Origin of the sequence: Novosphingobium sp., from assembly GCF_036820275.1 — a bacterium.
Taxonomy (GTDB): Bacteria; Pseudomonadota; Alphaproteobacteria; order Sphingomonadales; family Sphingomonadaceae; genus Novosphingobium.
This window is the reverse complement of the sequence record NZ_DAISLT010000026.1, coordinates 59,770-85,488: the sequence shown is the minus strand read 5'-3', so window position 1 is coordinate 85,488 and position 25,719 is coordinate 59,770. Positions and strand designations below refer to the sequence as shown.

29 protein-coding genes are annotated in these 25,719 nt (G+C 66.1%); 15 read left to right on the top strand and 14 right to left on the bottom strand.

What is annotated here, in order from left to right:
- Positions 1 to 319: 319 nt before the first annotated feature.
- From V7066_RS19060 to V7066_RS19040, 5 genes are all read left to right on the top strand, one after another.
- Complete coding sequence (locus V7066_RS19060) at positions 320 to 1,312, top strand: glycosyltransferase (protein WP_334184561.1); 993 nt, start codon at positions 320 to 322, stop codon at positions 1,310 to 1,312.
- A 5-nt stretch (positions 1,313 to 1,317) separates the two neighbouring features.
- Entirely contained in the window at positions 1,318 to 2,769 is a 1,452-nt protein-coding gene (locus V7066_RS19055) for an oligosaccharide flippase family protein (RefSeq protein WP_334184560.1), read from the top strand.
- Positions 2,770 to 2,781: 12 nt separating this feature from the next.
- Positions 2,782 to 3,684: a beta-1,6-N-acetylglucosaminyltransferase gene (locus tag V7066_RS19050; RefSeq protein ID WP_334184559.1), complete on the top strand. Its 903-nt coding sequence runs from the start codon at positions 2,782 to 2,784 to the stop codon at positions 3,682 to 3,684.
- Between the two features lie 65 nt (positions 3,685 to 3,749).
- Positions 3,750 to 4,775: a retropepsin-like aspartic protease gene (locus V7066_RS19045; protein ID WP_334184558.1), complete on the top strand. Its 1,026-nt coding sequence runs from the start codon at positions 3,750 to 3,752 to the stop codon at positions 4,773 to 4,775.
- 94 nt (positions 4,776 to 4,869) lie between these two features.
- Positions 4,870 to 6,690, top strand: a complete 1,821-nt coding sequence (locus V7066_RS19040) for an ABCB family ABC transporter ATP-binding protein/permease (RefSeq protein ID WP_334184557.1) — start codon at positions 4,870 to 4,872, stop codon at positions 6,688 to 6,690.
- A gap of 272 nt (positions 6,691 to 6,962) precedes the next feature.
- On the opposite strand, the gene V7066_RS19035 is transcribed toward V7066_RS19040, so the two are convergent.
- The 5 genes from V7066_RS19035 to V7066_RS19015 form a co-directional block, all read right to left on the bottom strand.
- Positions 6,963 to 7,163 (bottom strand): DUF1737 domain-containing protein, encoded by a 201-nt coding sequence (locus V7066_RS19035; protein WP_021235064.1) that lies wholly within the window; start codon positions 7,161 to 7,163, stop codon positions 6,963 to 6,965.
- Positions 7,164 to 7,238: 75 nt separating this feature from the next.
- Positions 7,239 to 7,637, bottom strand: a complete 399-nt coding sequence (locus V7066_RS19030; RefSeq protein WP_334184556.1) for a GFA family protein — start codon at positions 7,635 to 7,637, stop codon at positions 7,239 to 7,241.
- Positions 7,638 to 7,737: 100 nt separating this feature from the next.
- Positions 7,738 to 9,036, bottom strand: coding sequence for an ATP-dependent protease ATPase subunit HslU (hslU, locus tag V7066_RS19025; protein ID WP_334184555.1), 1,299 nt, complete (start codon positions 9,034 to 9,036; stop codon positions 7,738 to 7,740).
- A 13-nt stretch (positions 9,037 to 9,049) separates the two neighbouring features.
- Complete coding sequence (hslV, locus tag V7066_RS19020; protein WP_334184565.1) at positions 9,050 to 9,619, bottom strand: ATP-dependent protease subunit HslV; 570 nt, start codon at positions 9,617 to 9,619, stop codon at positions 9,050 to 9,052.
- Positions 9,620 to 9,767: 148 nt separating this feature from the next.
- Complete coding sequence (locus V7066_RS19015) at positions 9,768 to 10,262, bottom strand: outer membrane protein assembly factor BamE (protein ID WP_334184554.1); 495 nt, start codon at positions 10,260 to 10,262, stop codon at positions 9,768 to 9,770.
- A gap of 169 nt (positions 10,263 to 10,431) precedes the next feature.
- Here V7066_RS19015 and V7066_RS19010 point away from each other — a divergent pair, with 169 nt between their 5' ends.
- The gene (locus V7066_RS19010) at positions 10,432 to 10,947 is read left to right on the top strand and encodes a ubiquinol-cytochrome C chaperone family protein (RefSeq protein ID WP_334184553.1); all 516 of its coding nucleotides are present in this window, start codon (positions 10,432 to 10,434) and stop codon (positions 10,945 to 10,947) included.
- Positions 10,944 to 11,477: a YceD family protein gene (locus V7066_RS19005; RefSeq protein ID WP_334184552.1), complete on the top strand. Its 534-nt coding sequence runs from the start codon at positions 10,944 to 10,946 to the stop codon at positions 11,475 to 11,477. Before V7066_RS19010 ends, V7066_RS19005 begins: the two co-directional genes overlap by 4 nt.
- Before the next feature lie 6 nt (positions 11,478 to 11,483).
- Here the strand turns inward: V7066_RS19005 and V7066_RS19000 are convergent, their stop codons facing one another.
- Positions 11,484 to 12,083, bottom strand: coding sequence for a hypothetical protein (locus tag V7066_RS19000; protein ID WP_334184551.1), 600 nt, complete (start codon positions 12,081 to 12,083; stop codon positions 11,484 to 11,486).
- Between the two features lie 180 nt (positions 12,084 to 12,263).
- On the opposite strand from V7066_RS19000, the gene V7066_RS18995 reads away from it, so the two are divergent.
- The gene (locus tag V7066_RS18995; RefSeq protein ID WP_334184550.1) at positions 12,264 to 12,662 is read left to right on the top strand and encodes a hypothetical protein; all 399 of its coding nucleotides are present in this window, start codon (positions 12,264 to 12,266) and stop codon (positions 12,660 to 12,662) included.
- Between the two features lie 3 nt (positions 12,663 to 12,665).
- Here V7066_RS18995 and V7066_RS18990 read toward each other — a convergent pair whose 3' ends face one another.
- The 4 genes from V7066_RS18990 to V7066_RS18975 all read right to left on the bottom strand — a co-directional run bounded on the left by V7066_RS18990 (position 12,666) and on the right by V7066_RS18975 (position 16,139).
- The gene (locus V7066_RS18990) at positions 12,666 to 13,463 is read right to left on the bottom strand and encodes a MetQ/NlpA family ABC transporter substrate-binding protein (protein ID WP_334184549.1); all 798 of its coding nucleotides are present in this window, start codon (positions 13,461 to 13,463) and stop codon (positions 12,666 to 12,668) included.
- Positions 13,464 to 13,471: 8 nt separating this feature from the next.
- A complete protein-coding gene (locus V7066_RS18985) occupies positions 13,472 to 14,137 on the bottom strand; it encodes a methionine ABC transporter permease (protein ID WP_334184548.1) in 666 nt (221 codons plus the stop codon).
- A complete protein-coding gene (locus V7066_RS18980) occupies positions 14,134 to 15,099 on the bottom strand; it encodes a methionine ABC transporter ATP-binding protein (RefSeq protein ID WP_334184547.1) in 966 nt (321 codons plus the stop codon). The genes V7066_RS18985 and V7066_RS18980 overlap by 4 nt, the downstream gene beginning before the upstream one ends.
- Before the next feature lie 191 nt (positions 15,100 to 15,290).
- Complete coding sequence (locus tag V7066_RS18975) at positions 15,291 to 16,139, bottom strand: LysR substrate-binding domain-containing protein (RefSeq protein WP_334184546.1); 849 nt, start codon at positions 16,137 to 16,139, stop codon at positions 15,291 to 15,293.
- Between the two features lie 96 nt (positions 16,140 to 16,235).
- On the opposite strand from V7066_RS18975, the gene V7066_RS18970 reads away from it, so the two are divergent.
- Positions 16,236 to 17,252: a bile acid:sodium symporter family protein gene (locus V7066_RS18970; protein WP_334184545.1), complete on the top strand. Its 1,017-nt coding sequence runs from the start codon at positions 16,236 to 16,238 to the stop codon at positions 17,250 to 17,252.
- Between the two features lie 99 nt (positions 17,253 to 17,351).
- On the opposite strand, the gene V7066_RS18965 is transcribed toward V7066_RS18970, so the two are convergent.
- Positions 17,352 to 18,401, bottom strand: coding sequence for a phosphatase PAP2 family protein (locus V7066_RS18965; RefSeq protein ID WP_334184544.1), 1,050 nt, complete (start codon positions 18,399 to 18,401; stop codon positions 17,352 to 17,354).
- A 241-nt stretch (positions 18,402 to 18,642) separates the two neighbouring features.
- Between V7066_RS18965 and V7066_RS18960 the strand changes: the two genes are divergently transcribed.
- Complete coding sequence (locus V7066_RS18960; protein ID WP_334184543.1) at positions 18,643 to 19,659, top strand: LLM class flavin-dependent oxidoreductase; 1,017 nt, start codon at positions 18,643 to 18,645, stop codon at positions 19,657 to 19,659.
- Positions 19,660 to 19,844: 185 nt separating this feature from the next.
- Positions 19,845 to 20,540, top strand: a complete 696-nt coding sequence (locus V7066_RS18955) for a response regulator transcription factor (RefSeq protein WP_334184542.1) — start codon at positions 19,845 to 19,847, stop codon at positions 20,538 to 20,540.
- 6 nt (positions 20,541 to 20,546) lie between these two features.
- On the opposite strand, the gene V7066_RS18950 is transcribed toward V7066_RS18955, so the two are convergent.
- Genes V7066_RS18950 through V7066_RS18940 form a run of 3 tightly spaced genes read right to left on the bottom strand, consistent with a single transcriptional unit; the run spans position 20,547 to position 21,942 of the window.
- On the bottom strand, positions 20,547 to 20,717 hold the full coding sequence (locus V7066_RS18950; RefSeq protein WP_334184541.1) for a DUF1289 domain-containing protein: 171 nt from the start codon (positions 20,715 to 20,717) through the stop codon (positions 20,547 to 20,549).
- Positions 20,714 to 21,655, bottom strand: coding sequence for a CDF family Co(II)/Ni(II) efflux transporter DmeF (gene dmeF, locus V7066_RS18945; RefSeq protein ID WP_334184540.1), 942 nt, complete (start codon positions 21,653 to 21,655; stop codon positions 20,714 to 20,716). Before dmeF ends, V7066_RS18950 begins: the two co-directional genes overlap by 4 nt.
- Before the next feature lie 11 nt (positions 21,656 to 21,666).
- Complete coding sequence (locus tag V7066_RS18940; protein ID WP_334184539.1) at positions 21,667 to 21,942, bottom strand: metal/formaldehyde-sensitive transcriptional repressor; 276 nt, start codon at positions 21,940 to 21,942, stop codon at positions 21,667 to 21,669.
- 140 nt (positions 21,943 to 22,082) lie between these two features.
- Here V7066_RS18940 and V7066_RS18935 point away from each other — a divergent pair, with 140 nt between their 5' ends.
- Genes V7066_RS18935 through V7066_RS18920 form a run of 4 tightly spaced genes read left to right on the top strand, consistent with a single transcriptional unit; the run spans position 22,083 to position 25,696 of the window.
- Complete coding sequence (locus tag V7066_RS18935; protein WP_334184538.1) at positions 22,083 to 23,066, top strand: MBL fold metallo-hydrolase; 984 nt, start codon at positions 22,083 to 22,085, stop codon at positions 23,064 to 23,066.
- On the top strand, positions 23,063 to 23,572 hold the full coding sequence (locus V7066_RS18930; protein WP_442947346.1) for a DNA-deoxyinosine glycosylase: 510 nt from the start codon (positions 23,063 to 23,065) through the stop codon (positions 23,570 to 23,572). The genes V7066_RS18935 and V7066_RS18930 overlap by 4 nt, the downstream gene beginning before the upstream one ends.
- A 36-nt stretch (positions 23,573 to 23,608) precedes the next feature.
- Positions 23,609 to 24,727, top strand: a complete 1,119-nt coding sequence (locus V7066_RS18925; protein WP_334184537.1) for a zinc-binding dehydrogenase — start codon at positions 23,609 to 23,611, stop codon at positions 24,725 to 24,727.
- Positions 24,728 to 24,787: 60 nt separating this feature from the next.
- Positions 24,788 to 25,696 carry a LysR family transcriptional regulator gene (locus V7066_RS18920; protein ID WP_334184536.1) on the top strand — a complete coding sequence of 303 codons (909 nt, stop codon included), beginning with the start codon at positions 24,788 to 24,790 and terminating at the stop codon, positions 25,694 to 25,696.
- The last annotated feature ends 23 nt before the right edge of the window (positions 25,697 to 25,719 follow it).

The window sequence follows — 25,719 nt, the reverse complement described above, 5'->3', positions numbered from 1 at the left end:
ATGTCTTGGCGACCGCTGCTAAACCAGGTGGTCCGCTGCGGTGAGAGGCCCTCTAAAACCCGCTCACGATTCGGTCAACACGCTAATTTCAAAAAAACGACATTTTCAGAAAAATGGCGGTTTTCCATAGGTTCGGCCTTCTCGCCGGACCAATATGGGGACGAACCGCCGGTTATCAACCTTTCGCCTCCAGCCTGCCGCGAGAGCCCTCGCCCGGAAGGACGAGACAGCGCCTCACGCTTTCTTTACCAGCCTGGCTTAGGGCCTTAATCGAAGGGCGCATCCTCCACGAGTGCCCGAACGGAGACCTGAAAAGTTCATGCCGAAGCCGGCGATCAGCGTTGCTATGAGCGTCTACAACGGCGAGCGCTTCCTGGCTCTCGCCATAGAGAGCGTGCTGGCGCAAAGCTTCACGAACTTCGAACTGCTGGTCCTGGACGATGGATCAAGCGACGGTTCGCCCGAGATCATCAAAGGTTATGCCGCATCGGATTCCCGCATCCGTCCGATCATTCGGGAGAATCGCGGTCTCATCGCCAGCCTCAACGAGCTTCTGGCTCTGGCCGAAGCCCCCCTCGTCGCGCGGATGGATGCCGACGATATCTGCCGCCCGGAACGCTTCGCCCGTCAGGTGGAGTTTCTGGCGCGTCATGCCGATTACGGCGTCGTCGGCAGTTGGAGCGAGGATATCGGCGAACACGGCGAGGCGCTGATCCGCAGCGGAGCCGATCATCCGCTCACGCATGAGGACATGCTCGTTGCCATCGAGAACGGCGAGCAACTGATCTGCCATCCCGCCGTCATGTATCGCCGCGAGGTCGTGCTGGCGGTCGGGGGCTATCACGCCGCATTCCGTCACTGCGAGGACCTCGACCTGTGGTTGCGGCTGTCGAGCGTGACCCGGATGGGCAACATTCCCGAGAGGCTCCTGCGCTATCGCCGCTATCCGGACCAGGTCTCCGCCCGCCATTCGACCGAGCAGCAGATCGGCTCGGTGATCGCCCGCCTCGCCTGGGAGGAGCGCCGCGCGGGGCGGCCCGATCCCACCGAGCATCTCGCTCGCCTTCCCGACATCGACGAACTCGACGATCTGTTCGCACGGCCCGGCCTATCCCGGATCGCCCGTGAGAGAATCGCGCTGGGCCTGCGCTGGTCGCCTGCCGCCATGCGCGACGGCGGCTTCGATATTCTCCTCGACCATGTGCGCGATGGCGGACGTCGGGACGGCCTGTGGCGAACGGTGGCCAGGCTCATGCGGTTCGGCGAGCCGGTACGCGCCGTGCGCCTCGCCGCAGCGCTGGCGCGGAACTGACGGCCATGTCGGTCCGCCGCGCCGCACTCTGGTCGCTCGCCGCCCAATACGCGACTTTCACGGTCCAGTTCGTCGCGAGCGTCGTCATTTCGCGACTGTTCCTGCTGCCCGCCGATGTCGGGCTGTTCTCGATCGCGCTGGCCGCCGCCATGCTTGTCTCGATCTTCCAGGACCTGGGGATCACCCGCTTCATCTCCGGTCAGCCAGAAATGAGCCCGGCCGCCCTGCCCCACTATGCCGCGGTCGCCGTGACCATCGGGTGGAGCGTGGCCGCCATCGTCGCGGTGGCAGCCCCGTTCGTGGCGCACTTCTATGCCCAGCCCGCCATCGCCCCGCTGCTGTGGCTGATCGCGGCTTCCTATCTGATCACGCCCTACTCCACCGTTCCCGCAGCCCTGCTGGTGCGCGAGATGGACTTCCGCACGCTGTTCCAGGTCAATGCCGGAAGCGCGCTGGCGGGGAACGGCACGGCAATCGCCCTCGCCGCCTGCGGCTTCGGAGCCTCCTCGCTAGCCTGGGGCGTGCTGGCGACCGCGATCGCCCGCGCCGCCATCGCCAACCTCCACCGCCCGGTGCGTCCGCGCATGCCGAAGGATACCGGATCGGTACGGCCCATGCTCGGCTTCAGCTCGATGTCCTTCGTGCTGAGCGCCAGCGCGGCGATTGGTCAACGCTCGCAGGACCTCATCGTCGGCCGTCTGCTCGGCATCGCCGCGACCGGCCTGTTCAGCCGCGCCAGTGCGCTGGCCGGACAGCTCACCACGCTCGTGACCGGGGCCATCGGCAGCGTGTTCTACTCTGCCTTCGCCCGCAAACGCGATGCCGGGGAACCGCTGGCGGAACCCTATCTCCACCTCGTCGCCTGCTATACCGCGCTCAACTGGGCGGCGATGATCGGCCTCGCGCTGGCTGCCGAGCCACTGGTCATGTTGCTCTATGGTCCCAACTGGATCGGCTCGGCGCCGCTGCTGCGCTGGACGGCGCTGGGCGAAATCTTCTTCGTCGCCATCCCCTTGCAGATGGACGTGCCCCTGCTGCTCGGCCAGATCCGCCGTCTCGTCTGGGTGAACCTGCTCGACACCGCCGCCGCCGTCGTGATCCTGACCGCGGGCTGCTTCATCAGCCTTGACGCGGCGGGGATCAGCCGGGTGGTCTACGGCTTCGTCTGGTGGGTGATCTACGCGATCTACCTCGGCCGCCTGATCGGGTTCCGCTTCGGCGCGCTGATGACCGTCTACACCCGCAGCGGCATCTGCGCGCTGGCCGCCGGAGTGCCGCTGATGATCGCGCGCTGGCAGGGCATGGACCTCGGACTGCTGGCCCTGCTCCTGCTGAGCGCAAGCGGCGTGCTCGCCTGGCTAGCCGCCCTCGCCGCGACGCGCCATCCCGCCTGGAAGGAAGTGCGGATGATGGTGGACGCGCTTTCCCGCCCGATCCTTTCACGCCGCGCCGGCTGACCGGCGATGCGGATGGCCTACCTGCTGCTGGCGCACGATGCGCCCGAACAGCTCGAACGGCTGATCGAGACCCTGCTCGCCCAAAGCCCGGAGGATTTCGCGGTGATCCATGCCGATCGCCGCTCGGCGCTCTGGCAGGACTTGCGCCGCCGCCTGCCCGGCCCTGCGGGCCGGGTCCATCTCGTGCCGGACCCGGTGGCTGTGCGCTGGGGGCACTGGAGTCAGGTCGCCGCCACCGAAAGACTGGTGCGCGAGGCCCTTCGCCTCGGCTGCGATCATGCCCACCTGCTCAGCGGCGCCGACTGGCCGACGATCTCGCGGGACCGGATGGCCGCGCAGCTCGAACGAGGCCTTTGCCAAGTCGAAGTCCGCCCGGGCCACATGGCCGAGCGCATGCAGACTTATCGCTTCGATACCCGCTGGCTGCGGCTCGATCCCGCGCGGGACCGGATCGCCTATGCCGCGACCTGGGAGCTTCGCCGCCTCGCGCGCTGGCTCGACCAAACGCGCGGCAGGTTCGGGCGGCAGCGTTCGCAGCCGTTCGGTCCCTGGGCCTATGGCTCGCAGTGGTGGTCGCTGCCCGCCGATGCGCTGGAGATGCTCGCCCGCGAATTGCCGCGCCTGCTGCGCAGCGGACGGTTGAAAGGCACGCTCTGCTGCGACGAGCATGTCGTGCCCACCCTGGTCGCCCACTTCTTCCCGAACCGTATCGCCGGAAACCGGCGCTTCGTACGCTTCCCCGGAGGCGCCTCGAGTCCGCGCCTGCTGGACCGCCACGACCTTCCCGAAATCGCGGACAGCGGGGACTGGTTCATGCGCAAGGTCTCGGCCGCGCACGATCCGTTCTTCCTCACGTTGCCGGGGGCGCCGAGTGCCCCGGATCGGGACGCGCGAGATACGGAAAAGTTAGGTTAGCGTAAGGCTCGGTGCTATTATCAGCCCTGCGACATCCGCAATATAGCGGTGCGCAGGAGAGAACGATGCCAGGAGCAGCCCTCGGGCTGACGCTCCTCTTCGCCGAACTGGCGATTATGGGCGCCAAGCCTGTACCCTCACAGCCCTCGACTGTCCCGTCCCTACCGGCGCAACCGGGGCCTGCCGAACCCGTGCCCTTTGCCGTCCAGACACCGAAAGCCGGGATACAGCACCTCGACACCGACATGGACGCCCCGATCCAGGGCCAGGCCGACAACGACGATCGCATGACCGTATCCGTGGGCCTTCAGGGGCGCGGCCCCTATCGCTTCCTGATCGATACAGGTTCGCAGGCCACCGTCGTTTCCTCGGCGCTCGCCGGAGCGCTGGGGCTCGTGCAGGGACCGCCGGTGACGGTGATCAGCATGGGCGGCACCACCCGCGTCGCCACCGCGCGGCTCGAATCGCTCGATATCGGGCTGCAATCCTACTTCGACCTCACCGTGCCGCTGCTGGACCGCCAGCATATCGGCGCCGACGGCATCGTCGGCACCGACAGCCTGCAGAACCAGCGGGTCGTGCTCGATTTCACCAAGAACACCATCGCCATCGGCGACGCCAAAAGCCTCGGCGACAACAGCGGCTATGAGATCGTCGTGCGCGCCCGCAAGAAGGAAGGGCGGCTGATCATGACCAATGCCACGATCGACGGTATCCGCGTCGACGTGGTAATCGATACCGGCTCCAGCACCACGATCGGCAACCTCGCGCTGCAACGCGCGGTGCGTGACAGGTTCGCCGGGCAGACCACCCTGCTTTCGGTGACGGGACATGAATTGCCGGCCGGCCTCGGCTTCGCGGAAAAGTTGCAGATCGACGATGCCTTCCTGTCGAACGTGCTGATCGCCTTCGCCGATGCGCCCGCCTTCAAGGAACTGAAGCTGGTCAAGCGCCCGGCGATCTTCCTCGGCATGCACGAACTGCGGGCCTTCCGCCGCGTCGCCATCGATTTCCCGACGCGGCGTATCCTGTTCGACGTGCCGAAGAAGGGTAAGGGAGATTCGAAAGGGCCGGATTCCCGGGGATCGTGAGACGCGCCTTGCCCGCCATGCCGGTAAGGAAATGGGCAGCTCTCTCGCTACACCTTACGATTGTCTATCGCCCCCGGCACCCTAAATAGCGCCGATGCCACCAGATACCGCCGTCAACGATTCGCGCGCCCGCCACGATGGCTGGCGCACCCTGCTGCGCTTCATGCCGTACCTCTGGCCGGCCGGGAATCCGGCGCTGCGCTGGCGGATCGTCTGGGCCTGCCTGTTCATCCTGCTTTCCACCGCGACCCAGCTCGCCCTGCCCTACCTGATGAAGTGGGCGGTCGACCTGATGGGCGCCACCGGACCGAAGCTGGTGCAGCTGACGATGCTCATGGTGCTCGGCTACGCGGCGGGGCGGCTGATCCAGACCGCCTTCGACAACTTCCGCAACATCGTGTTCGAGCGCGTGGGTCAGGACGCGACGCGCGAACTGGCGGAGAACGTCTTCGGCCAGCTCCACCGCCTCTCGCTGCGCTTCCATCTCGCGCGCCGGACCGGCGAAGTGACCAAGACGATCGAGCGCGGCACCAAGAGCATCGACACGATGCTCTACTTCATGCTGTTCAACATCGCGCCGACGATCCTGCAGCTGCTGGTCGTGGCGGTGATCTTCTACCTCAATTTCGGCCCCGGCCTTGTCATCGCCACCGCCGTCGCCATCGCCGCCTATATCTGGGTGACACGCACCATCACCGAATGGCGCACCAAGCTGCGCGAGCAGATGAACCGGCTCGACGGCCAGGCGCTGGCCCGCGCGGTGGATTCGCTGCTCAACTACGAGACCGTGAAATACTTCTCCGCCGAGCACCGCGAGCAAGAGCGCTACGCCCAGGCTACACGGGCCTATTCAGTGGCGGCAGTGAAGAGCGAAAACTCGCTCGGCCTGCTCAACATCGCGCAGGGCGTGGTGATCAACCTGCTGATGGCGGGCGCGCTCGGCTACACCGTCTGGGGCTGGTACAAGGGCAACTACACGGCGGGCCAGCTCGTGTTCGTGCAGACCTACCTGACCCAGCTTTTCCGTCCGCTCGACATGCTGGGCATGGTCTATCGCACGATCCGCCAGGGCCTGATCGACATGGCAGAGATGTTCCGCCTGCTCGACGAACCGCAGGAAGTTTCCGACAAACCCGGCGCTCCGGCGCTGGTGATCCGGCAGCCCTCGATCGTATTCGACAACGTGGTGTTCGGTTATGAGCCCGACCGCCGCATCCTCAAGGGCCTGTCGTTCGAGGTACCCGCCGGGCAGAATTTCGCCGTCGTCGGCCCCTCGGGCGCGGGCAAGTCCACCCTCGCGCGGCTGCTGTTCCGCTTCTACGACCCGCAGGAAGGCCGCATCCTGATCGACGGGCAGGACATCGCCGGAGTGACGCAGGAATCCCTGCGTGCCGCGATCGGCATCGTCCCGCAGGATTCAGTGCTGTTCAACGACACCATCGGCTACAATATCGGTTACGGCCGTGACGATTCCACGCAGGCGGACGTCGAATCCGCCGCGCGCGGCGCGGCGCTGATGGGCCTGATCGATCGGCTGCCGCAAGGCTTCGCCACCGAAGTCGGCGAACGCGGACTCAAGCTATCGGGCGGAGAGAAGCAGCGCGTGGCGATTGCCCGGACGCTCGTGAAGAACCCGCCGATCCTGCTGCTGGACGAGGCGACTTCCGCGCTGGACACCCGCACCGAGCAGGACATCCTCGCGACACTCCACCGCGTCTCCGAGAACCGCACGAGCCTGTCGATCGCCCACCGGCTCTCGACAATCGCGGATTCCGACCGGATTCTGGTGCTGAACGAAGGACGCCTGTCGGAAAGCGGCACCCATGCCGCGCTTCTGCGGCAAGACGGACTCTACGCCGAAATGTGGGCGCGTCAGGCCGCCGAAGCCGAAGCGATGATCGAAGCCGCACAATAAGCGAGAGGCGGCGGGAACGCGGCCGAGGTTTCCGGGTTAAGGGATGCAGCATATCCGGGAAACTACCGGAGATGTCCAAACCGGAGCCTGCCACCTCGTGAGAATCCCGCCGCTATCCGCCATCCTGCTGCACATGGCTGCACTGGCCCCGCTGATCTCCGCGGCGCTGATCCCGGGCGTCCTCTTCGGATCGTAGGCATCACGGTCAGGCGAGACGGAGACGGCCAGTCCCGATCTGCACCGACCGCGCATGCCCCAGTCGCTTCACGAGATCACTTCACGACATCGGCCTCATGCCAGACGACGGCCTGCGCCGCCTTCATGCAGTTCTCGGCCGTATCCCACGACAGCGACGGTGAGCCGTAAAGACGCCAACCCTGCGCCAGCGCTTCCGACACGCGCTCGCAGAAGGCACGGTCGTCAGCTCCGGTGAGCAGGCGGTAGATCGGGCGGTCTTCGGGGGTCTGATACATCTGGCATCTCTCTCGATATCGAACGTCAGATGCCTAGCCACTCCAGCGGTGCTGGCAAGTCCCCCGCCCGTTCGTTCACCCCGGATAGCGCTCGAATTCGGGAAGCCCGCCGAGATGCTTCATCCAGCCGATGCGTTCAGCAACCTGGATGTGGGCCTGAGGCGGAAGGGCATCCGGATCGTCGAGAGTGGCGACCTGGATATCCACGAGACCGGGCAGATAGGCCTCGTTGGTATAAAGGATGCCGGTGCCGCAGCGCGGGCAGAAGTGGCGCATGGCCTCGCCGCTGGAATTGTAGATCGACGGTTTGCCCGAAATCAGTGCGAACTCCGGCGTCTTGAACGCGGCCCAGGCCACCGTCGGCGCGCCGGACGACTTGCGGCAGTCGGCGCAATGGCAAAGTGCGACGTGCTCCGGCTCACCCTCGACCGTGTAGCGAATATCGCCGCACTGGCATCCACCTTCCAACTTCATCGCGAATCTCCCTGACGATGCGGGAGAGGCTAATCCATCCGAAGGAACATTCAAGGAACAAATGCGTCGTCCCGGATTCCCCGGGACGACGCATGGTACTTCAGAGGATATACTTGGAAAGGTCCGCGTTGCCTGCGAGGCCTTCCAGCTTCTCGCGCACATAGGCCTCGTCGATGGTCACGGTCTCGCCCTTCCGGTCCTCGGCTTCAAAGCTGAGTTCCTCCAGCAGCTTTTCCATGACCGTCTGGAGGCGGCGGGCGCCGATGTTCTCGACGGTCTCGTTCACCTGTGCGGCGATACGGGCGATTTCGCCGACAGCGCCTTCGGTGACGTCCACCGAGACTTCCTCGGTCGCCAGCAGCGCCTTGTATTGGGCCACGAGATTCGCGCGCGTTTCCGAAAGAATGCGCACAAAGTCCTTCTCGGTCAGCGCCTTCAGCTCGACGCGGATCGGCAGACGCCCCTGGAGTTCGGGCAGCATGTCGCTCGGCTTGGCGACGTGGAAGGCGCCGCTGGCGATGAAGAGCACGTGATCGGTCTTCATCGGGCCGTACTTGGTGGCGACGGTAGTGCCCTCGATCAACGGCAGCAGATCGCGCTGCACGCCTTCGCGGCTGACCGAACCGCCGCGCACGTCGGACACGGCGATCTTGTCGATCTCGTCGAGGAAGACGATGCCGTTGGTCTCGGCATTCGCCAGCGCGGTGCGGGCGACGTCATCCTGGTCCAGACGCTTTTCCGATTCCTCGTCGACCAGCTTGTCCCAAGCGTCGGGCACCTTCATCTTGCGGCGGGTCAGCTTCTGGCCGCCAAACTTGCCCATGATGTCCGACAGGTTGATCATGCCGACCGAGCCGCCCATGCCGGGGATTTCCATCGGCGCCGAGGGGGTATCCTCGACCTCGATCTCCACTTCGGTCTCGTTCATGGCGTTTTCGGTGATGCGTTGGTGGAACGAGGCGCGGGTGGCCTCAGAAGCGCCTTCGCCGACGAGGGCGTTGAGCAGGCGCTCCATCGCCGCCTTGGAAGCAGCGTCGCGCACGGATTCGCGGCGGCGTTCCTTTTCCAGACGGATCGCTTCCTCCACGAGGTCGCGGGCGATCTGCTCCACGTCGCGGCCGACATAGCCGACTTCGGTGAACTTGGTCGCTTCCACCTTCACGAAGGGCGCATCGGCCAGCTTGGCGAGGCGGCGGCTGATCTCGGTCTTGCCGCAGCCCGTCGGGCCGATCATCAGGATGTTCTTCGGCGTCACCTCGTCGCGCAGTTCGAGCGAGAGCTTCTGGCGGCGCCAGCGGTTGCGCAAGGCGACGGCAACGGCCTTCTTGGCCTCGCTCTGGCCGATGATGTGCTCATCCAGCGCGCGGACGATCGCCTTGGGGGTCAGGTTGTCTTTCATGATGTCGATGATCTCAGATGGTCTCGACCGTCACGCGGTCGTTGGTGAAGACGCAGATGTCGGCGGCGACGGCCATGGCGCGGCGGGCGATCTGCTCCGCATCGGTCTCATAGCCGTCGATCGCGCGCGCAGCGGCAAGCGCATAGTTCCCGCCCGAGCCGATCGCGGTGATCTGGCTTTCCGGCCCGCCTTCCGGCTCCAGCACGTCGCCGTTGCCGGTCAGGACCAGCAGTGTATCGGCATCGGCCACGATCATCAGCGCTTCGAGATTGCGCAGGTACTTGTCGGTGCGCCAGTCCTTGGCGAGTTCGACGGCGGCGCGCATGAGCTGGCCGCGATGCTGCTCCAACTTGCGCTCCAGTCGTTCGAACAGGGTGAAGGCGTCGGCGGTGGCGCCCGCGAAGCCCGCGATCACCTTGCCGTCGCCGATGCGGCGCACCTTGCGCGCATTGGGCTTCATCACCGTGTTGCCCATGGAGACTTGTCCATCACCGGCGATGACGGTCTTGCCGCCCTTCTTCACGCCGATGATGGTCGTTCCGTGCCACTGGATCAGGCCGTGGCTGGCCGCGCTATTATCCATGCCGCGGATATATGGCTGCATTTGCGCGGTTCAACCACCGAAGACGCACTGCGACATGTCCTATTCGCAACAAAAAACGTCCGCGAAACCGATGTGGTTCCGCGGACGTTTTTGCGGGAACGATAGTTCCCACCATTTCCCGTCAGGATCAGCTGCCGTTCGGACCGGGGCCGGTCGGGCCGCCGGGGCTGCCCATGCCGGAAGCACCCACCTGGCCGATGTTGCCGAACAGGTCTTCCAGCAGACCGCGATGGCGGCCGAGCGTGGGCGTCTTGTCGCCGTTGGGGCTGATCCGCGCGACCTGCTCCATGCCGCGCTTGTCGACGCCGACCACATTGCCGGACGCATCGAAGCGCACGCGCAGCACCGTCTGCTCCGACGTCTGCGGGCGGCGGAACGGCGGCGTCTTCACCGTCTGCGAGATGTAGTAGTAATCCTTCTCGCCGAACTGGCTGACGAAGGTCGGGCGGCCGAGGGTCTTTTCCACCGAGACGCGGTTGTCGATGCCGGGCTGTACCGAATCGAGCAGCGTCTGGTCGATCAGGTAACCGCGGTGATCGCGCACCGAAGTGCACCCTGCCGTCAGCGCAGCCAGCGCCAGCGCGATGCCTGCCGCTTTAGCCATGTGACCGTAACTGCGCATTTTCCCACTCCATTCGGGGCCAGAACCCGCCTCGGGCATTGCCACCCGGCGCAGGGCCCATATATCGGCCAGATAACGGCACCGAGCCTTATAGTCCGTCAGCCCGTCACGCAATGGGCGTTGGGGCAGGTCGATTGAATTGCCGATGAACGAAAGGTCAGACTGTCCGATGTCCCTGCTTTCCCGTCTCGTCGGCAAGAGTTCCGATCCGCGCGCCGAAGTCCGCCCGCTCTGGCACCGCGTGGTGGAGATCGCCCGCGAAAAGCCCTGGTATGCGCAGTTCGGCGTGGCCGACACCGTAGCGGGCCGCTTCGATGCGGTGACGCTGGTGCTCGCGCTCGTCATGCTGCGCATGGAGCGCGACAAACTGCTGATCGAGCCTTCCGTGCGCCTGACCGAACTGTTCGTCGAGGACATGGACGGGCAGCTTCGCCAGTCCGGCGTCGGCGATCTCGTGGTGGGCAAACGCATGGGCAAGCTGATGAGCGTGCTCGGCGGGCGCATCGGCGCGCTGCGCGAGGCCCTGCCGCAGGGCGACGCGGCGCTGGCCGAAGTGCTCGGTCGCAACATGACGCTGACCGAAGGCGCCGATCGTGTCGCTCTTGCCGGGCAGGTTCAGGCCTTGGCCCGCCAGCTCGATGCCGTTACCGACCACGACCTCATGAACGCGAGCATTACGCGATGACCGATATTCCCGCCCATACCCCCGAATTCTCCCGCCCTGTCGACATCCGCCAGGCCGAAGGCAAGGCCAGCCACGCCGTCGAAGCCGACCCCGCGGAGCGCGAGGCTCTCGCGGCCCGCTTCGGCCTCGTGCGGATCGACCGGCTCACCGCCGATCTCGAACTCGAACGCAAGGACCGCAAGGTCGAGGCGCGCGGACGGATAAAGGCCGATTACGTCCAGGCCTGCGCCGTCTCGGCCGAAGACATCGCGGTCTCGCTGGACGAGCCGGTGTTCTTCCGCTTCGTGCCGGAAACCGACGATCATGTCCCCGACGAGGAGATCGAACTCGATGCGGACGACTGCGACGAGATCGACTATGCCGGTACCCACATCGACCTCGGCGAAGCGGTGGCCCAGAGCCTGGCCCTGTCGATCGACCCGTTCCTCACCGGCCCCGAGGCCGACAGCGCGCGCAAGGCCGCCGGAATCGGCACGCCCGAGGACAACAGCCCCTTCGCGGCGCTGAAGGGGTTCGGCCAGAAGGAATGATGCGGCTCAGTTCGGCGCGATGAGCCGGTAGGCCCCGCCCATGAGCCGCGTCACTTCCTCGCGGCTCAGAACATATTGCGGCTCGTAGCCGAGGCCGGACTGCCGGGTGCGGCGCCAGAGGTCGACGTAGAGGCCCTTGTCCTGCCCGAACACCGAATGGACGTGGCGCGCCAGTTCCGCCGGGCAATCGGCGGAATAGGCGGCGCGGAACAGGCCGATATCGACCACGTAAGGCCCCACCATGACCCAGACGTGGCCGCTCCAGTGAAGCTCCTCGGCGCCGAACACCGCCGCGCCGTCCACCGCCCCGCGATGCCCGTAGACCGGCACCCCGTCCACCGAGAGCACCCCCGCCACGACATGGACCGGTGCCGAAAGGTGCCGTTCGAGCTGCACCGCCAGAGCCGCGCTCAGCCACGCCGCCATCGGCGCGTTTTCCCCGGATTCGGCCTTGGGAAAGACCTTCAGGATCTCGACCGCCGATGCCGCCAGCCGCGCCTTGTCGGCATCGGCCATCTCGTAAGCCTTGAACGCCTTGGCCTCGGCCCAGCCGTGCTGCGCGGCGACCAGCTTGCCCAGCTGGATCAGGTCTTTTGCCACTGTCATCTTGTTCGAACTTGTCCTGCTCTATCGCTCTTCGCCCGGCCCCTTAGAGGAGCTTCCCCGGCGGGCCAAGGCGCGTTTCCCGGCCTGAGCGAGTCATGACATTTGCTGTGGGGGACTTGCCGCCGCCCGGCCTCGGTGAGATCACCTGCCGCAACCGCCTGCAAACAGCGAGAAAAGCCCATGCGTCTGCCTGCCCTTCTTGCCCTTTCCCTCACCGCCCTCGCCCTGCCCGCAGGCGCGCAAGTGAAGGACAGCCACGGCAACGAACTCACTGTCGGCAGGCCGCTGAAGCCGGTGGCCGACTACAACGGCGGCACCATCAGCAAGGGCCGCGCCGCCCAGTGCAGGATCGACGACGGCGCGCGGCGGGTCTGCACGTTCTATCCCCGCAACGGCGACGGCAGCTTCGCCATCGACGTGGACGGCCTTGCCTACTACGCGGACAAGACCAGCCCCTCGCGGATCGTGGTGGATTACGACAACGGCGCCCGCCTCGTGTCGCAGGGCGCCTTCACGCGCAGCAAGCGCGATCCGGCCTGCTGGGTTCAGGGAACCAGCCGCCGGATCTGCGTCTACTGAGCCTTAGAAGGCCGGAAGTACGGCGCCTTCGTACTTGCGCTGGATGAAGGCTTTGACCTCCGGGCTGCGCAGCGCGGCGACGAGCTTGGCGACGCGCGGATCGGTCTTGGCCTTCTCGGTGCCCACCACGAAGTTGACGTAAGGGCTGTCCTTGTCCTCGATCAGCAGCGCATCGCGCACCGGGTTCAGCCCGGCGTCGAGCGCGTAGTTGGTGTTGATCATCGCCAGGTCGACCTCGCCCAGCACGCGCGGCAGGGTAGCGGCCTCGATTTCCCGGAACTTCAGGTGCTTCGGGTTGGTGACGACGTCCTTCGGCGTGGCGGACATGCTCTTGGGGTCGCGGAGCGTGATGAGGCCGCCCTTGGCGAGCAGTTGCAGGGCGCGGCCGCTGTTGCTCGGCTCGTTGGGAATGGCGACAGTGGCGCCGTCCGGCAGTTCGCCGATTTTCTTCCACTTGCGCGAATAGGCGCCGAACGGCTCGACATGGATGCCGGCGATCGGCACGAGATGGGTGCCCTTGGCCTTGTTGAACTCTTCGAGATAGGGGCCGGTCTGGAAGTAGTTCACGTCGATCCGGCCTTCGGAGACCTGGACGTTGGGCTGGACGTAGTCGTTGAAGACCTTCACGTCGAGCTTGAGCCCTTCCTTGGCCAGCACCGGCTTCACGACTTCCAGGATTTCCGCATGGGGAACCGCCGTGGCGGCCACCGTCAGGACATGGGGGTCGGCGGGCGCGGCCGACTTGCCGCAACCGGCAAGCAGCAGGGAGGCGAAGGCGGCAAGGAGCAAGCGTCGCTGCATGGGAATTCCTATTTGCGGGTAAAGTGCCGGACGAGACGGTCGCCCGCGGCCTGAAGGAACTGGACGAGGACGAGCAGCAGCACGACCGTCACCAGCATGACGTCGGTCTGGAAGCGCTGGTAGCCGAAGCGGATGGCGAGGTCGCCCAGTCCGCCCGCGCCGACCGCACCGGCCATGGCGGTGAAGGAAATCAGGGAGATCGCGGTCACGGTCGCCCCGGCAATGATCCCCGGCAGGGCTTCGGGCAGCAGCGCGCGGAATACGAGGTCCCGCGTCGTGGCGCCCATGGCCTGCACGGCTTCCACCGTATTGCGGTCCACCTCGCGCAGCGCGGTTTCGACAAGGCGCGCGAAGAACGGCGCGGCGCCCACCACCAGCGGCGGGATCGCCCCCGCAACGCCCAGCGAGGTGCCCATCAGCAGGACCGTCAGCGGGATCATCACGATCAGCAGGATGATGAAGGGCACCGAACGCAGCAGGTTCACCCCGAACGCCAGTGCGCCATGGCCCAGACGGTTCTCCCAGGCCTGACCCGGCCCGGTGAGGAACAGCACGACGCCCAGCGGCAGGCCCAGCAGCACGGTGAGCGCCATCGATCCGCCGAGCATGGTCAGGGTATCGAGGCAGGCCTGGGCGATCTCCGCCCAATCGACATTTGCGAAAAAGCTGTTCATTCGACGTCGCCCTTTTCGCGCAGCGCCGCGATGGCGCGGTCGGTGTCGCCGCCCAGCAGGCCCAGCGTCAATCGTCCGAAGCTGGTGTCCTTGAGCCGGCCGATGCGGCCGTCCAGAATGATGAAGTCGGTGCCGGTATCCCGCGCGATGCGCGTCAGCACCGGGTCGAGCACGGCGCCGCCGTGAAGGGTCAGCCGTACGACGGGACCGTCGAAGCCGATCGGCTCGGCCTGTTCGCCGGACTCGTCGATCAAGGCGCGGGTCTCGCTGGCCTGTGGGCGGAGGAACACGTCGGCGACCGTCCCCGTCTCGACCGCGCGTCCGGCATGGAGCACGACCACCCGGTCGCAGACCTGACGCACCACGTCCATCTCGTGGGTGATGAACACGATCGTCAGGCCCAGTTCGCGGTTGAGATCGGCGATCAGGGTCAGGATCGAGCGCGTGGTCTCCGGATCGAGCGCGCTCGTCGCCTCGTCGCAGAGCAGGATCTCGGGATCGGTGGCGAGGGCGCGGGCGATGCCCACGCGCTGCTTCTGGCCGCCGGAAAGCTGGGCCGGATACTTGCCGCCATGATCGGAAAGGCCCACCCGCGCCAGCAGCCCCGGAACTTTCGCGGCGATCTCCGCCTTGGAGGCTCCGGCGATGCGCAGCGGCAGGGCGACGTTATCGAACACCTTGCGCGAGGAGAGCAGCCCGAAGTTCTGGAAGATCATGCCCACGCGCCGCCGCAGGGCGCGCAGCCCGGCAGGGTCCAACGCGGCGACATCGGTGCCGTCGATCAGGACACGCCCGGAAGTCGGCCGCTCCAGCCCGTTCAGCAGGCGGACCAGCGTGGACTTGCCCGCCCCGGAACGGCCGATGATGCCGAACACTTCGCCCCGCGCGATCTCCAGATCGACACCGGCGAGCGCCGCATGGGTGCCGCCGAACGCCTTGTGCACGCCTTCTAGGCGGATCATGCGCCGATCACCGGGCAAGATTGAGGGAACTGGACCAAAACGCGCATTATCTCCGAACCGGCAGCAACTTGGGAAAAATGGGGCAATAGCGAAGCACGGCCCGGGCATCCAGTGCCGGGCGGGCGCCTTCCGATTCAAATTTTCTCATAGGTGGCAAAGACCCGGTTAGCAGCTTCCCGAAAACTCGACCCCTAGAAACTCGACCACTGCAGAATCGTCGTCACCAGGGCCTCCACCACCGGGTTCGATCCGCTCGGCCCGATCACCACGAAGCGGATACGGGGCAATTCCGGCAATCCGCTCCGGGTCGGCTGCACGACGAGACCGGGCGGCAGCAGCCGCGCCGAATGGGGCAGCAGGCCGATCCCCGCGCGTGCCGCCGCGCTCAGGCCGGTCAGCCCGGCACTGGTGAAGGCCACTCGCCATGTCCGCCCTGCCCGCTCCAGCGCCTCGATGGCGCGGGTGCGGGTGACGCTGGGCGGCGGATAGAGCAGAAGCGGCAGCGGCGCCTCAGGATCGATGCGGAACTCGGGGTGGGCCGACCAGACGATCGGCTCCTCCCAGGCGACCGTGCCGCGCCGGTCTCCCTCCCTCTGCTTGACGAAGATCAGATCGAGCAGGCCCGCGTCGAACGCCTCGTAGAGATTCTCGCTGAGGCCCGCGCGCAGTTCGAGATCGACGTCCGGATGGCGGCGCGCGAAGGCCGCCAGCACGTCCGGCAGGGCCGAGAGCACGAAATCCTCGCAGGCGCCGAGCCGTAACCGCCCGCGCAGCGGCACCGCCGAGAGATAGGTTTGCAGGCGCGCATGGCCGTCGAGGATCGAGCGGGCATGCGCCAGCAGCGCCTCGCCGTCCGCTGTCAGGGCCATGCGGTGGGTGCTGCGATCGATGCAGCGCCTGCCGATGCGCTGTTCGAGACGCTGGATCTGTTGGCTGACGGTCGACTGGCGCACCCCCAGAACCCGCGCCGCGCCGGTAAAGCTGCCGGCATCGGCGACGGCGACAAAAGTCTGGAGAAGATCGACGGGAACGAGGTCCATGGTCATCACATTACATGATGACTGTTATCCATGCCATCGCAATTGCGCATGTCACCGGCCAATTCTACTTCGGGCCTGCATAGAGAAGGCCCTGCCATGACGACACCTTTCCGCTCCGCTGCCGACCTGATCGCGCGTATCCCCGTCGACCGCTTCCTGGTCCTGTTGGTCGCCACCGTAGCGCTCGCGGCCTGGCTTCCGGCCGAGGGTGTCGGCGCCGTTCTCGCCGACAAGGCCGTGGTCGGCGCCGTCGCCGCGCTGTTCTTCCTCTACGGCGCGCGGCTCGCGCCCGAGGCGATCTGGAACGGGCTTTCGAACTGGCGGCTCCAGGCGCTGGTCTTCGCCAGCACTTACGTGCTATTTCCGCTGATCGGGATCGCCGTGTCCTTCGCGGTGCGCGGCCACCTGCCGCAGGATGTCGTCACGGGACTGCTGTTCCTCTGCCTGCTCCCATCGACCGTACAGTCCTCGATCGCCTTCACCTCGATCGCGCGAGGCAACGTACCGGCGGCGCTGTGCAGCGCCTCGCTGTCCAACATGCTCGGCGTGGTGCTGACGCCGATCCTGGTATCGCAGCTCCTGCCCGCCGCGACCGGCGGCTTCTCGCTGAAGGCGCTGGAGGACATCGCCCTGCAGATCCTGCTGCCCTTCGTTGCCGGGCAGGTCGTGCGTCCATGGATCGCGGACTGGCTGAAGCGCCATCCCGTGCTGACCTCGGTGGTCGATCGCGGTTCGGTGCTGGTGGTGGTCTATGCCGCGTTCAGCGCGGGCATGGTCGCCGGAATCTGGCAGCAGATGTCGGTTCCGGGACTGGCGGCGATCCTCGGCATCTCGCTGGCAGTGCTGGCGCTGGTCATCCTGGCGACGACGCTGGCGAGCCGTGCCCTGTCCTTCCCGATCGAGGACGAGATCGCCGTGGTCTTCTGCGGCTCGAAGAAGAGCATGGCAGGCGGCATCCCGATGGCGACGATCCTGTTCCCAGGCCATGCCGTGGGGCTGATCGTCCTGCCGCTGATGCTGTTCCATCAGGCCCAGCTGTTCGTCTGCGCGACGATGGCCCGCCGCTATGCGCGCCGGGACGCAGAAGCTGCGCTGCGCGAACTGCCCGCCTAGAGCAGGTTTCAATCTGACTGCGTCAGCCCGACTGCTCTAGGTTCTTGGTTTACCGCATTTTCCGAGTCATCAGGTGATACCACCTGATTAGAAAATGCTCTAAATCCCCAGCCGCTTGCGATACAGCCCCACCAGCGCCAGCGCGGTCACGGCCACGATCGCGCCGAGGATCATGTCGCTCAGGTAATGCGTACCCTCGACCGGCGTGGACAGCAGCATCAACGCATTGAGCGTCAGAAGCGGCCAACGCAGCGACGGCACCCGCCAGGCGGCGACAATGTAGAGCACCGCCGCCGCCGTATGGAAGCTCGGCGCCGAGACCAGCCCGCGCAGTTGCCCCAGGTCCACCACATGCACCGAATGGGCGCGCAGGGCCGGGATCAGGCCCGGCTGCCACAGTTCGCTCTCGGGCATGTAGGTGATCGGTCCGTGCCACAGGTACGAGAACGGCCCGACGGCGGGCATCAGGCTGAACAGGCAGAGGGTGATGAAGGCCGCCAGCCAGAACGTCGCCAGGAAGTGATAGGCGCGGTCGTGGCGCCCCGTCCACGCCGCCACCCCCAGCAATAGCGCGGGCGTGACGTAGATGCTGCGGTAGACTGCCGTTCCCAACACCTGAAGCACGGGATGGGCGGCGACGCACCTGTACCAGCCGATCCAGTCGAAGCCGAGCGCAAGGTCGATCCGGTGCAACTTCGCATCGGCATAGCCATGGGTCAGGCCCGAGACCGGATAGCTCGCCGTCGCCCCCATCAGCGAGATCAGCACGAACAGCGCGGCATACTCGCTGAAACGCGCCAACGGCGCGGCATGACGCCAATTGCTCCGCGGCAGGGCGAAGCGCACTCCCAGCGCCAGCAGACCGGCGACGAAGAACGGCAGGTTGCTCGCCCGCCAGGGATCGATGCGCAGTTCCGCAAGATGCATGAACGCATAAAGGGCCGCCAGACTGGCCGCCATGGCAAGGAACAGATGGCGCCGCAGCAGCGACCAGCCCTCGCCCGGAAACGACGCCACGGCAGCGGCCGTCGCGGCAGCGGACGTTGCGACATCCGCCGCCGGGACAACGGCAGAACCCGGCGCGACCGCTCCATGCGGGATCGCAGCCGAGGAAGAGGGAACGGACCACGACCGCTGTGTCATTGTCATTTCATACTATCCAGGCAGACTATACGCGCGGATCACCCGGCGCGGCGACCAACCCCAATTTCGATTAAGCGCCCATGAACCATGGCTTGGGGAAATGCGACATCTTTGCGTGACCCGTGCCGCCCGTTAGCCAATGGGCTCACCGCAAGACCGTTTGCCGAAACACCGGTCATCGAACGGCCCCTTGCGATTCAGCGAGGTCGAAACCACGTTGCTGCCGTCAACGAGGTAGATCATCCCCATGAAGAAAATCGGTTTCCTGTCCTTCGGGCACTGGTCCCCATCGCCCGCTTCGGGCGCCCGCTCGGCCGCCGACGTGCTGCTCCAGTCTATCGACCTTGCGGTCGCCGCGGAGGAACTCGGCGCGGACGGCGCCTATTTCCGCGTGCACCATTTCGCGCAGCAGCTTGCCTCGCCCTTTCCGCTGCTGGCGGCGGTCGGCGCGAAGACCCGCCGCATCGAGATCGGCACCGGCGTCATCGACATGCGTTACGAAAATCCGTTCTACATGGCGGAAGATGCCGGTGCAGCCGATCTCATCAGCCAGGGCCGCCTGCAACTCGGCATCAGTCGCGGTTCGCCGGAGCAGGTGATCGACGGATGGCGCTACTTCGGTTTCGCCCCCGCAGAGGGTGAAACCGACGCGGACATGGGGCGCCGCCATGCCGAAGTCTTCCTGGAACTGCTCAAGGGACAGGGCTTTGCCCAGCCGAACCCCAGCCCGATGTTCCCCAATCCGCCCGGCCTGCTCCGCCTGGAGCCGCATTCGGAAGGGCTGCGCGAGCGGATCTGGTGGGGGTCGGGCGCCGATGCCACCGCCGTCTGGGCGGCGAAGATGGGCATGAATCTCCAGAGTTCCACCCTCAAGGCCGACGAGAGCGGCGAGCCTTTCCATGTCCAGCAGGCCCGGCAGATCCGCGCCTATCGCGAGGCCTGGAAAGAAGCCGGTCATGCCCGCGAGCCGCGCGTTTCGGTGTCCCGCTCGATCTTCGCCCTGATGAACGATCAGGACCGCGCCTATTTCGGCCGCGGTGACAGCAGCGATCAGGTCGGGATCATCGACAACATGCGCGCCGTGTTCGGGCGCTCCTATGCAGCGGAACCCGATCGCCTGATCGAGCAGCTCCGCGCGGACGAGGCGATCGCCGAAGCCGATACGCTGCTGCTCACCGTGCCGAACCAGCTCGGGGTCGCCTATAACGCCCACGTTCTGGAAGCGATCCTCACCCATGTCGCTCCGGCCCTGGGCTGGCGCTGAGATCGTTGCTCCGAAACGATCGAATTACCGGTAAGTGCAGGAAAACATGCCATATTCCATCAGGTAGCGGGCAGCGATCATGACCGCGCATGTTTCCCTCGGGAAACGTTTGCATGTTTTTGACGATCTGCCGCAAAATTATCTCGCATGGACGTCAGACCCCCCGAAAGGGGGGCTTGCCGCCTATGTTCACTATACGCCATTTGCTGCCTTGCCCGGCAGGAGAAACCGCAATTCACCCCCCCGAGACAGCGGCCAGCGAATGTGCAGGTAAAGGAAAGGTCCTGATCGTCGACGACGATCCGGGCGTGCGTGACGCACTGTGCTCGCTGCTGCGGGTGGAAGGCCATGCGGTCACCTGCTTCGCCTCTGCCGGCGCCCTGCTCGATTCGACGCTTCCCGATACCGCGTGCTGCATCGTTGCGGACATGAGGATGCCCGGAATCAACGGGCTGGAATTGCTGGAACGCCTGAAGCAGCGCGGCGAGCCGGTTCCCGTAATCTTCCTGACCGGTTATGCCGACGTTCCACTTTCGGTCCGCGCGATGAAGGCGGGTGCCGTCGACTTCCTCTCCAAGCCCTGCAACGAGGACGACCTGCTGGGCGCGGTGGACCAGGCGCTGGAACGGGACCATGCCCGCCGCACCGCTGCGCGGCAGCGACAGGCGGTGGGGCAGCGCTTCGACACGCTAACCCCGCGCGAACGGCAGGTCATGGCCTGTGTGGTGCGGGGGCTGATGAACAAGCAGATCGCTTGGGAACTGGAGATCAGCGAGATCACGGTGAAGCTCCACCGCTCCAGCCTGATGCGCAAGATGCAGCTGCGCTCGGTGCCCGATCTCGTCCGCGCCTCGCAGGCGCTGGACCCGGCGGTGGCGTAAGAAGGCTTACTTCGCTCCCAGCTTCTGAAGGCGCCGGGGCAGTTCTGCCGCCACCTTGCGCTGCTGATGCGGCTGCGCTTTCTTCCAAGAGCGGCATTCCGGCTTGGTCCTGCCGCAACCCCGGCACCAGCCGGTCTTGCCGTCGAACACGCAGAGTTCGATGCAGGGGGACTTCATGCCGGGTGCATCTCCACGGTCAGGTGGCCCAGTTCGTGGACCGGTCGCAGGCGCTGGCGGATCGTCTCGCCCGAAAGGCCCGGCGCGGCGACCACGCTGACGATCCCGGCATGGACTTCCGGCCCGACGCGCCAGACGTGAAGGTCGGTAATCCGCGCATCCCCCGGCCCTTCCACCAATTCGCGCATTTCCCCGGCGACATGTTCGTCGGCGGTATCGAGCAGGATCGCCGCCGTGTCGCGCAGCAGGCTCCACGACCAGCGCGCGATTACCACGGCGCCGACAATCCCCATCGCCGCATCCATCCAGACCCAGCCGAGATAGCGCCCGGCCAGCAGCGCGGCGATGGCAAGCACCGAAGTCAGGGCATCGGCCAGAACATGGACGTAGGCGGAACGCAGGTTGTTGTCGTGCCCATGCCCATGGCCGTGATGATGGCCGCCATGATGATCGTGGTCATGATGGTGGTGATGACCATGCGCGTGCCCGCCGCCAAGCAGGAAGGCGCTGGCGATATTCACCAGCAGGCCGACCACCGCGATCCAGGTGGCAGTGCCGAAAGCGACGGTCGTGGGTTCCAGCAACCGCAGCACCGATTCCGCGCCGATGCCGATGGCGACGATCCCCAGCACCAAAGCCGAGGCGAAACCGGCCAGATCGCCGACTTTGCCGGTGCCGAAGCTGAAGCGCGGGTTGCTGGCATGGCGCCGCGCGAAAGCATAGGCCCCGGCAGCCACCGAAAGCGCCCCGGCATGGGTCGCCATGTGGAACCCGTCGGCCAGCAGCGCCATCGAGCCGGTCCAGTATCCGGCAACGATTTCGCCCACCATCATGGCCGCCGTCAACGCCACGACCCAGAGCGTGCGGCGCGCGTTCTCGTCATGGGCGGCGCCGAGGAATACGTGATCGTGCGTATGTCCCGCCGGATCGATGGTCATTTCAGTCCGTCCTATTTCGCATAGCGGCGGATTACCGCCAGCAGTTCCTCGGCCCCCGCGGCCCGCTCCGCGTCGGTCAGGCCCGGACGCGAGACATGCGCTTCGAGATGGTCGGCGATGATCTCGTCCATGAGCCCGTTCACGGCGCCGCGCACGGCCGCGACCCGGTGGAGCACCGTCGCGCAGGAGGCGTCCCCGGTGAGTTCGCGTTCTACCGCTGCGACCTGACCGGCAATCCGGCGCACCCGCGCGATGAGGCTGTCCTTCGATTCGTGGAGATGTGACATACCCATACCCCCTACCCCTATTTTCCAGAGCGTCAAGCATCGCCCTCCAGCGCCCGAATGCAGAAATCCCGATCGGCGGCGCTTGAATGGCTGATTATCCTGCCGAAATAGGCTGCCTGAACCTGGAGGCCGCATTTCGGATGCCCGCGAAAAATCCCTATTACCAAGGCCCCGTCACCGACCATTTCGACGGGGTGCGCTTCCACAACCTGCACGGCGAACCGGAAACCGACCGCTCCCTCGGCGAGGTCCTCAAGTGGCGGCGCAGCGCGCCCGACAACCCCTGGCCCAAAGCCACGCCGGTCACCCCGGTGGTGCCGGACGCGCGGGTAGAGGGCCTGCGCGTCACCATGGTCGGCCACGCCACGCTGTTGATCCAGGTCGGCGGCTGCAACCTGCTGACCGACCCGGTCTGGTCCGACCGCGCCAGTCCCGTAAACTTCGCCGGGCCGAAACGCGTGAACCTGCCCGGCATCGCGCTGGAAGACCTGCCACCGATCGACGCGATCCTGCTCTCGCACAACCACTACGATCACCTCGACATCGGCACCCTGAAGGCGCTCCACGCCCGCCACCGTCCGCTGATCGTCACCCCGCTCGGCAACGACGCCATCGTCCGCCGACGGATTCCCGATGCACGGATCGCCACCGGCGACTGGGGCGATGCGATTGCCGTGAACCCTGCGGTGAAAGCCCATGTCGTCCCCGCCCTGCACTGGTCCTCGCGCGGGCCGAGGGACCGGCGCATGGCGCTGTGGTGCGGCTTCATGATCGAGGCAGCCGGGAAGCTGGTCTATTTCGCAGGCGACACCGGCTACGGCACCGGCGCGATCTTCCGCCGCCTGCGCGCCGAGTTCGGCCCCGTGGACGTGGCGATCCTGCCGATCGGCGCCTACGATCCCCGCTGGTTCATGGCCGCCCAGCATACCGACCCCGAGGAGGCGATCCGCATCATGCTCGACCTCGACGCCCGCGCCGCGCTCGGCATGCACTGGGGCACTTTCAAGCTGACCGACGAACCCTGGCAGGACCCCGCCTATCGCCTCCAGGCCGGTCTGCTCGCCCAAGGCATCGATCCGCAGCGCTTTGCCGCCTTGCTGCCCGCGCAGATCGCCGAATTTTGAGGAAATCCGCCCTGCCGCCCTGTGTCGACGTTCATACGCGGGTGCTCGTACTCGGCAGCCTGCCGGGGGAGCGCTCGCTCGCCGCGCAGGAATATTACGCCCATCCCTCCAATGCCTTCTGGTGGCTGATCGGAGAAGTCCTCGGCGAAAGCGGCCTGCCGCAGCAGCCTTACGAGGAGCGCCTGCCCCGTCTGTTGGAGCATGGTCTGGGCCTCTGGGACGTGATCGAGAGCGCCAGCCGGAAGGGCAGCCTAGACACCGCGATCCGCGACGCAGAGCACCGCGACCTCACTCTCTTCGCACGAAGCCTTCCGAACCTCCGCGTCATCGCCTTCAACGGCAAGAGCGCAGCCGAGCGCGGTCGCAGGCAGCTTGGCGGCTCAAATCCGGCAGGAGAGCTGCCATGGGCCCTCCTCGACCTGCCTTCTTCCAGCGCCGCCCATGCCAGTCTGAGCCGGGTGGACAAACTGTCCATCTGGAAGCGGTTGCAAGCCTATCTGGCATAACTACCTTCGGGAACGACCACGACAAAGGACTCAAAGATGACCCTGACCGGACGCGAGATGCGCACGCATATCGACAAGGACGGAACGCTGACGCTCTCGTTGGAAGAGGTCACGCTCGGCGAGCCGGGCGACGATGAGATCATCGTGCGGGTGGAAGCGGCCCCCATCAACCCCAGCGACCTCGGCCTTCTCCTCGGCCCGGCCGATCTCGCCACGCTTGCGGCGTCGGACGACGGCGCCTTGCGCTTCCAGGTCCCCGAAAGCCGGCTGCCGAGCATGAGCGGGCGGATCGGCCAGTCGCTGCCGATCGGCAACGAAGGCGCGGGCACGGTGATCGCAGCGGGCAGCAACGCCAAGGCGCTGGAAGGCAAGCGCGTCGGCATGATCGGCGGCGGCATGTACGCCGACTACCGCAGGATCGCGGCGAAAGACGTCGTGCCGCTCCCCGAAGGCGCCAGCGCTGCCGACGGCGCCGCGATGTTCGTGAATCCGCTGACCGCCCTCGGCTTCGTCGAGACGGCCCGCCGGGAAGGCCACAAGGCCATCGTCCATACCGCCGCCGCCTCCAACCTCGGACAGATGCTCCAGAAGGTCTGCCTCGCGGACGGCATTCCGCTCGTCAACGTGGTGCGCTCGCCGGAGCAGGCATGGATCCTGCGCGACATCGGCGCACAGCATGTCGTCAACAGCCGCGACGAGGACTTCATCGAACAGCTCACCGCCGCGATCCGGGAAACCGGCGCGACGATCGCCTTCGACGCCATCGGCGGCGGCACGCTGGGCAGCGACATCCTGCGCGCGATGGAACGCGCCGCGGTCGAAAGTTCCAGCAGCTACAGCCGCTACGGCTCGGACACCTTCAAGCAGCTCTACATCTACGGCGCGCTCGATCTGGCGCCGACCACGCTCAACCGCATGACCTTCGGCTTCCAGTGGGCGGTCGGCGGCTGGCTGCTCTTCCCGTTCCTGCAGAAGGCCGGGCCGGAAGTGATGGCTCGCTTCCGCACGCGGGTGCTGGACGAACTCACGACCACTTTCGCCATGCGATACACCGAAGTCGTCGGCCTGGCCCAGGCCCTGCAACCCGATATCCTGCGCCGGTACGAGCGCAAGGCTACCGGCGAGAAGTTCCTGATCGATCCCCGGCTGGGATAAGCGCGGCAACCAGGGGGCGGGGGCTGGACATCCGCCGGGTCAGGATCGAAGACGGCTGTCATGAAATTCAGCCGTTCCGACCTGGCGGACTTCGCCTATTTCCTGGCCATCGCCCGCAATCGCAGCTTTCGCCGCGCCAGCCTTGAACTGGGGATCAGTGCCTCCGCGCTTAGCCATGCCCTGAAGGGACTGGAAGACCGGCACGGCGTGCGCCTGCTCAACCGGACCAACCGCAGCGTCACCCTCACCACGGCGGGCGAAGCCTTCCGTGACGCCATCTCCGAGCACTTCGACGCCATCGACCATGCCGCCGAAGTGCTCAACCGCTTCCGCGACGCGCCGGCCGGGCGCATCCGCCTCAACGTGCCCGAAGACGCCGCTGAACAGATCCTCGCCCCGGTGCTGCCGACCTTCGTCGAGCGCTATCCCGACATCGAGATCGACCTCTCGATCGACAACCGCATGGTGGACGTGATCGAGCAGGGTTTCGACGCCGGCATCCGCTATGGCGGCACCGTGCCCGAGAACATGATCGTCCAGCGGCTTTCCCCGCCGCTGCGCTGGGTCGTGGCCGGCTCGCCCGCCTATTTCGAGCGCTTCGGCGTACCGCAAGTGCCACAGGACCTGATGCGCCATCGTTGCATGAAAATCAGGCTCGGCAACGACCGTATCTACCACTGGGAGTTCGAGAAAGGCGAGGAATCCGAAGTCATCGCGGTGCCGGGGCCGATCACCATAGGCAACTCGCAGATCGGCCTGCACATGGCCCGCAGCGGCGCCGCCCTGATCTATGCGACGGAACCGACGATCGCGCAGGACGTGGCATCCGGAAGGCTGCGCGTGGTGCTGGACGAGTGGGGATCGATGGGCGGCGCCTTCCACGTCTACTATTCCAGCCGCCGCCAGCTTCCCTCGGGCCTGCGCCTGCTGATCGACCTCATCCGCGAGATGCGCCCCCTGGGTTTCTGATATCTGCAATGATGAATTTCATT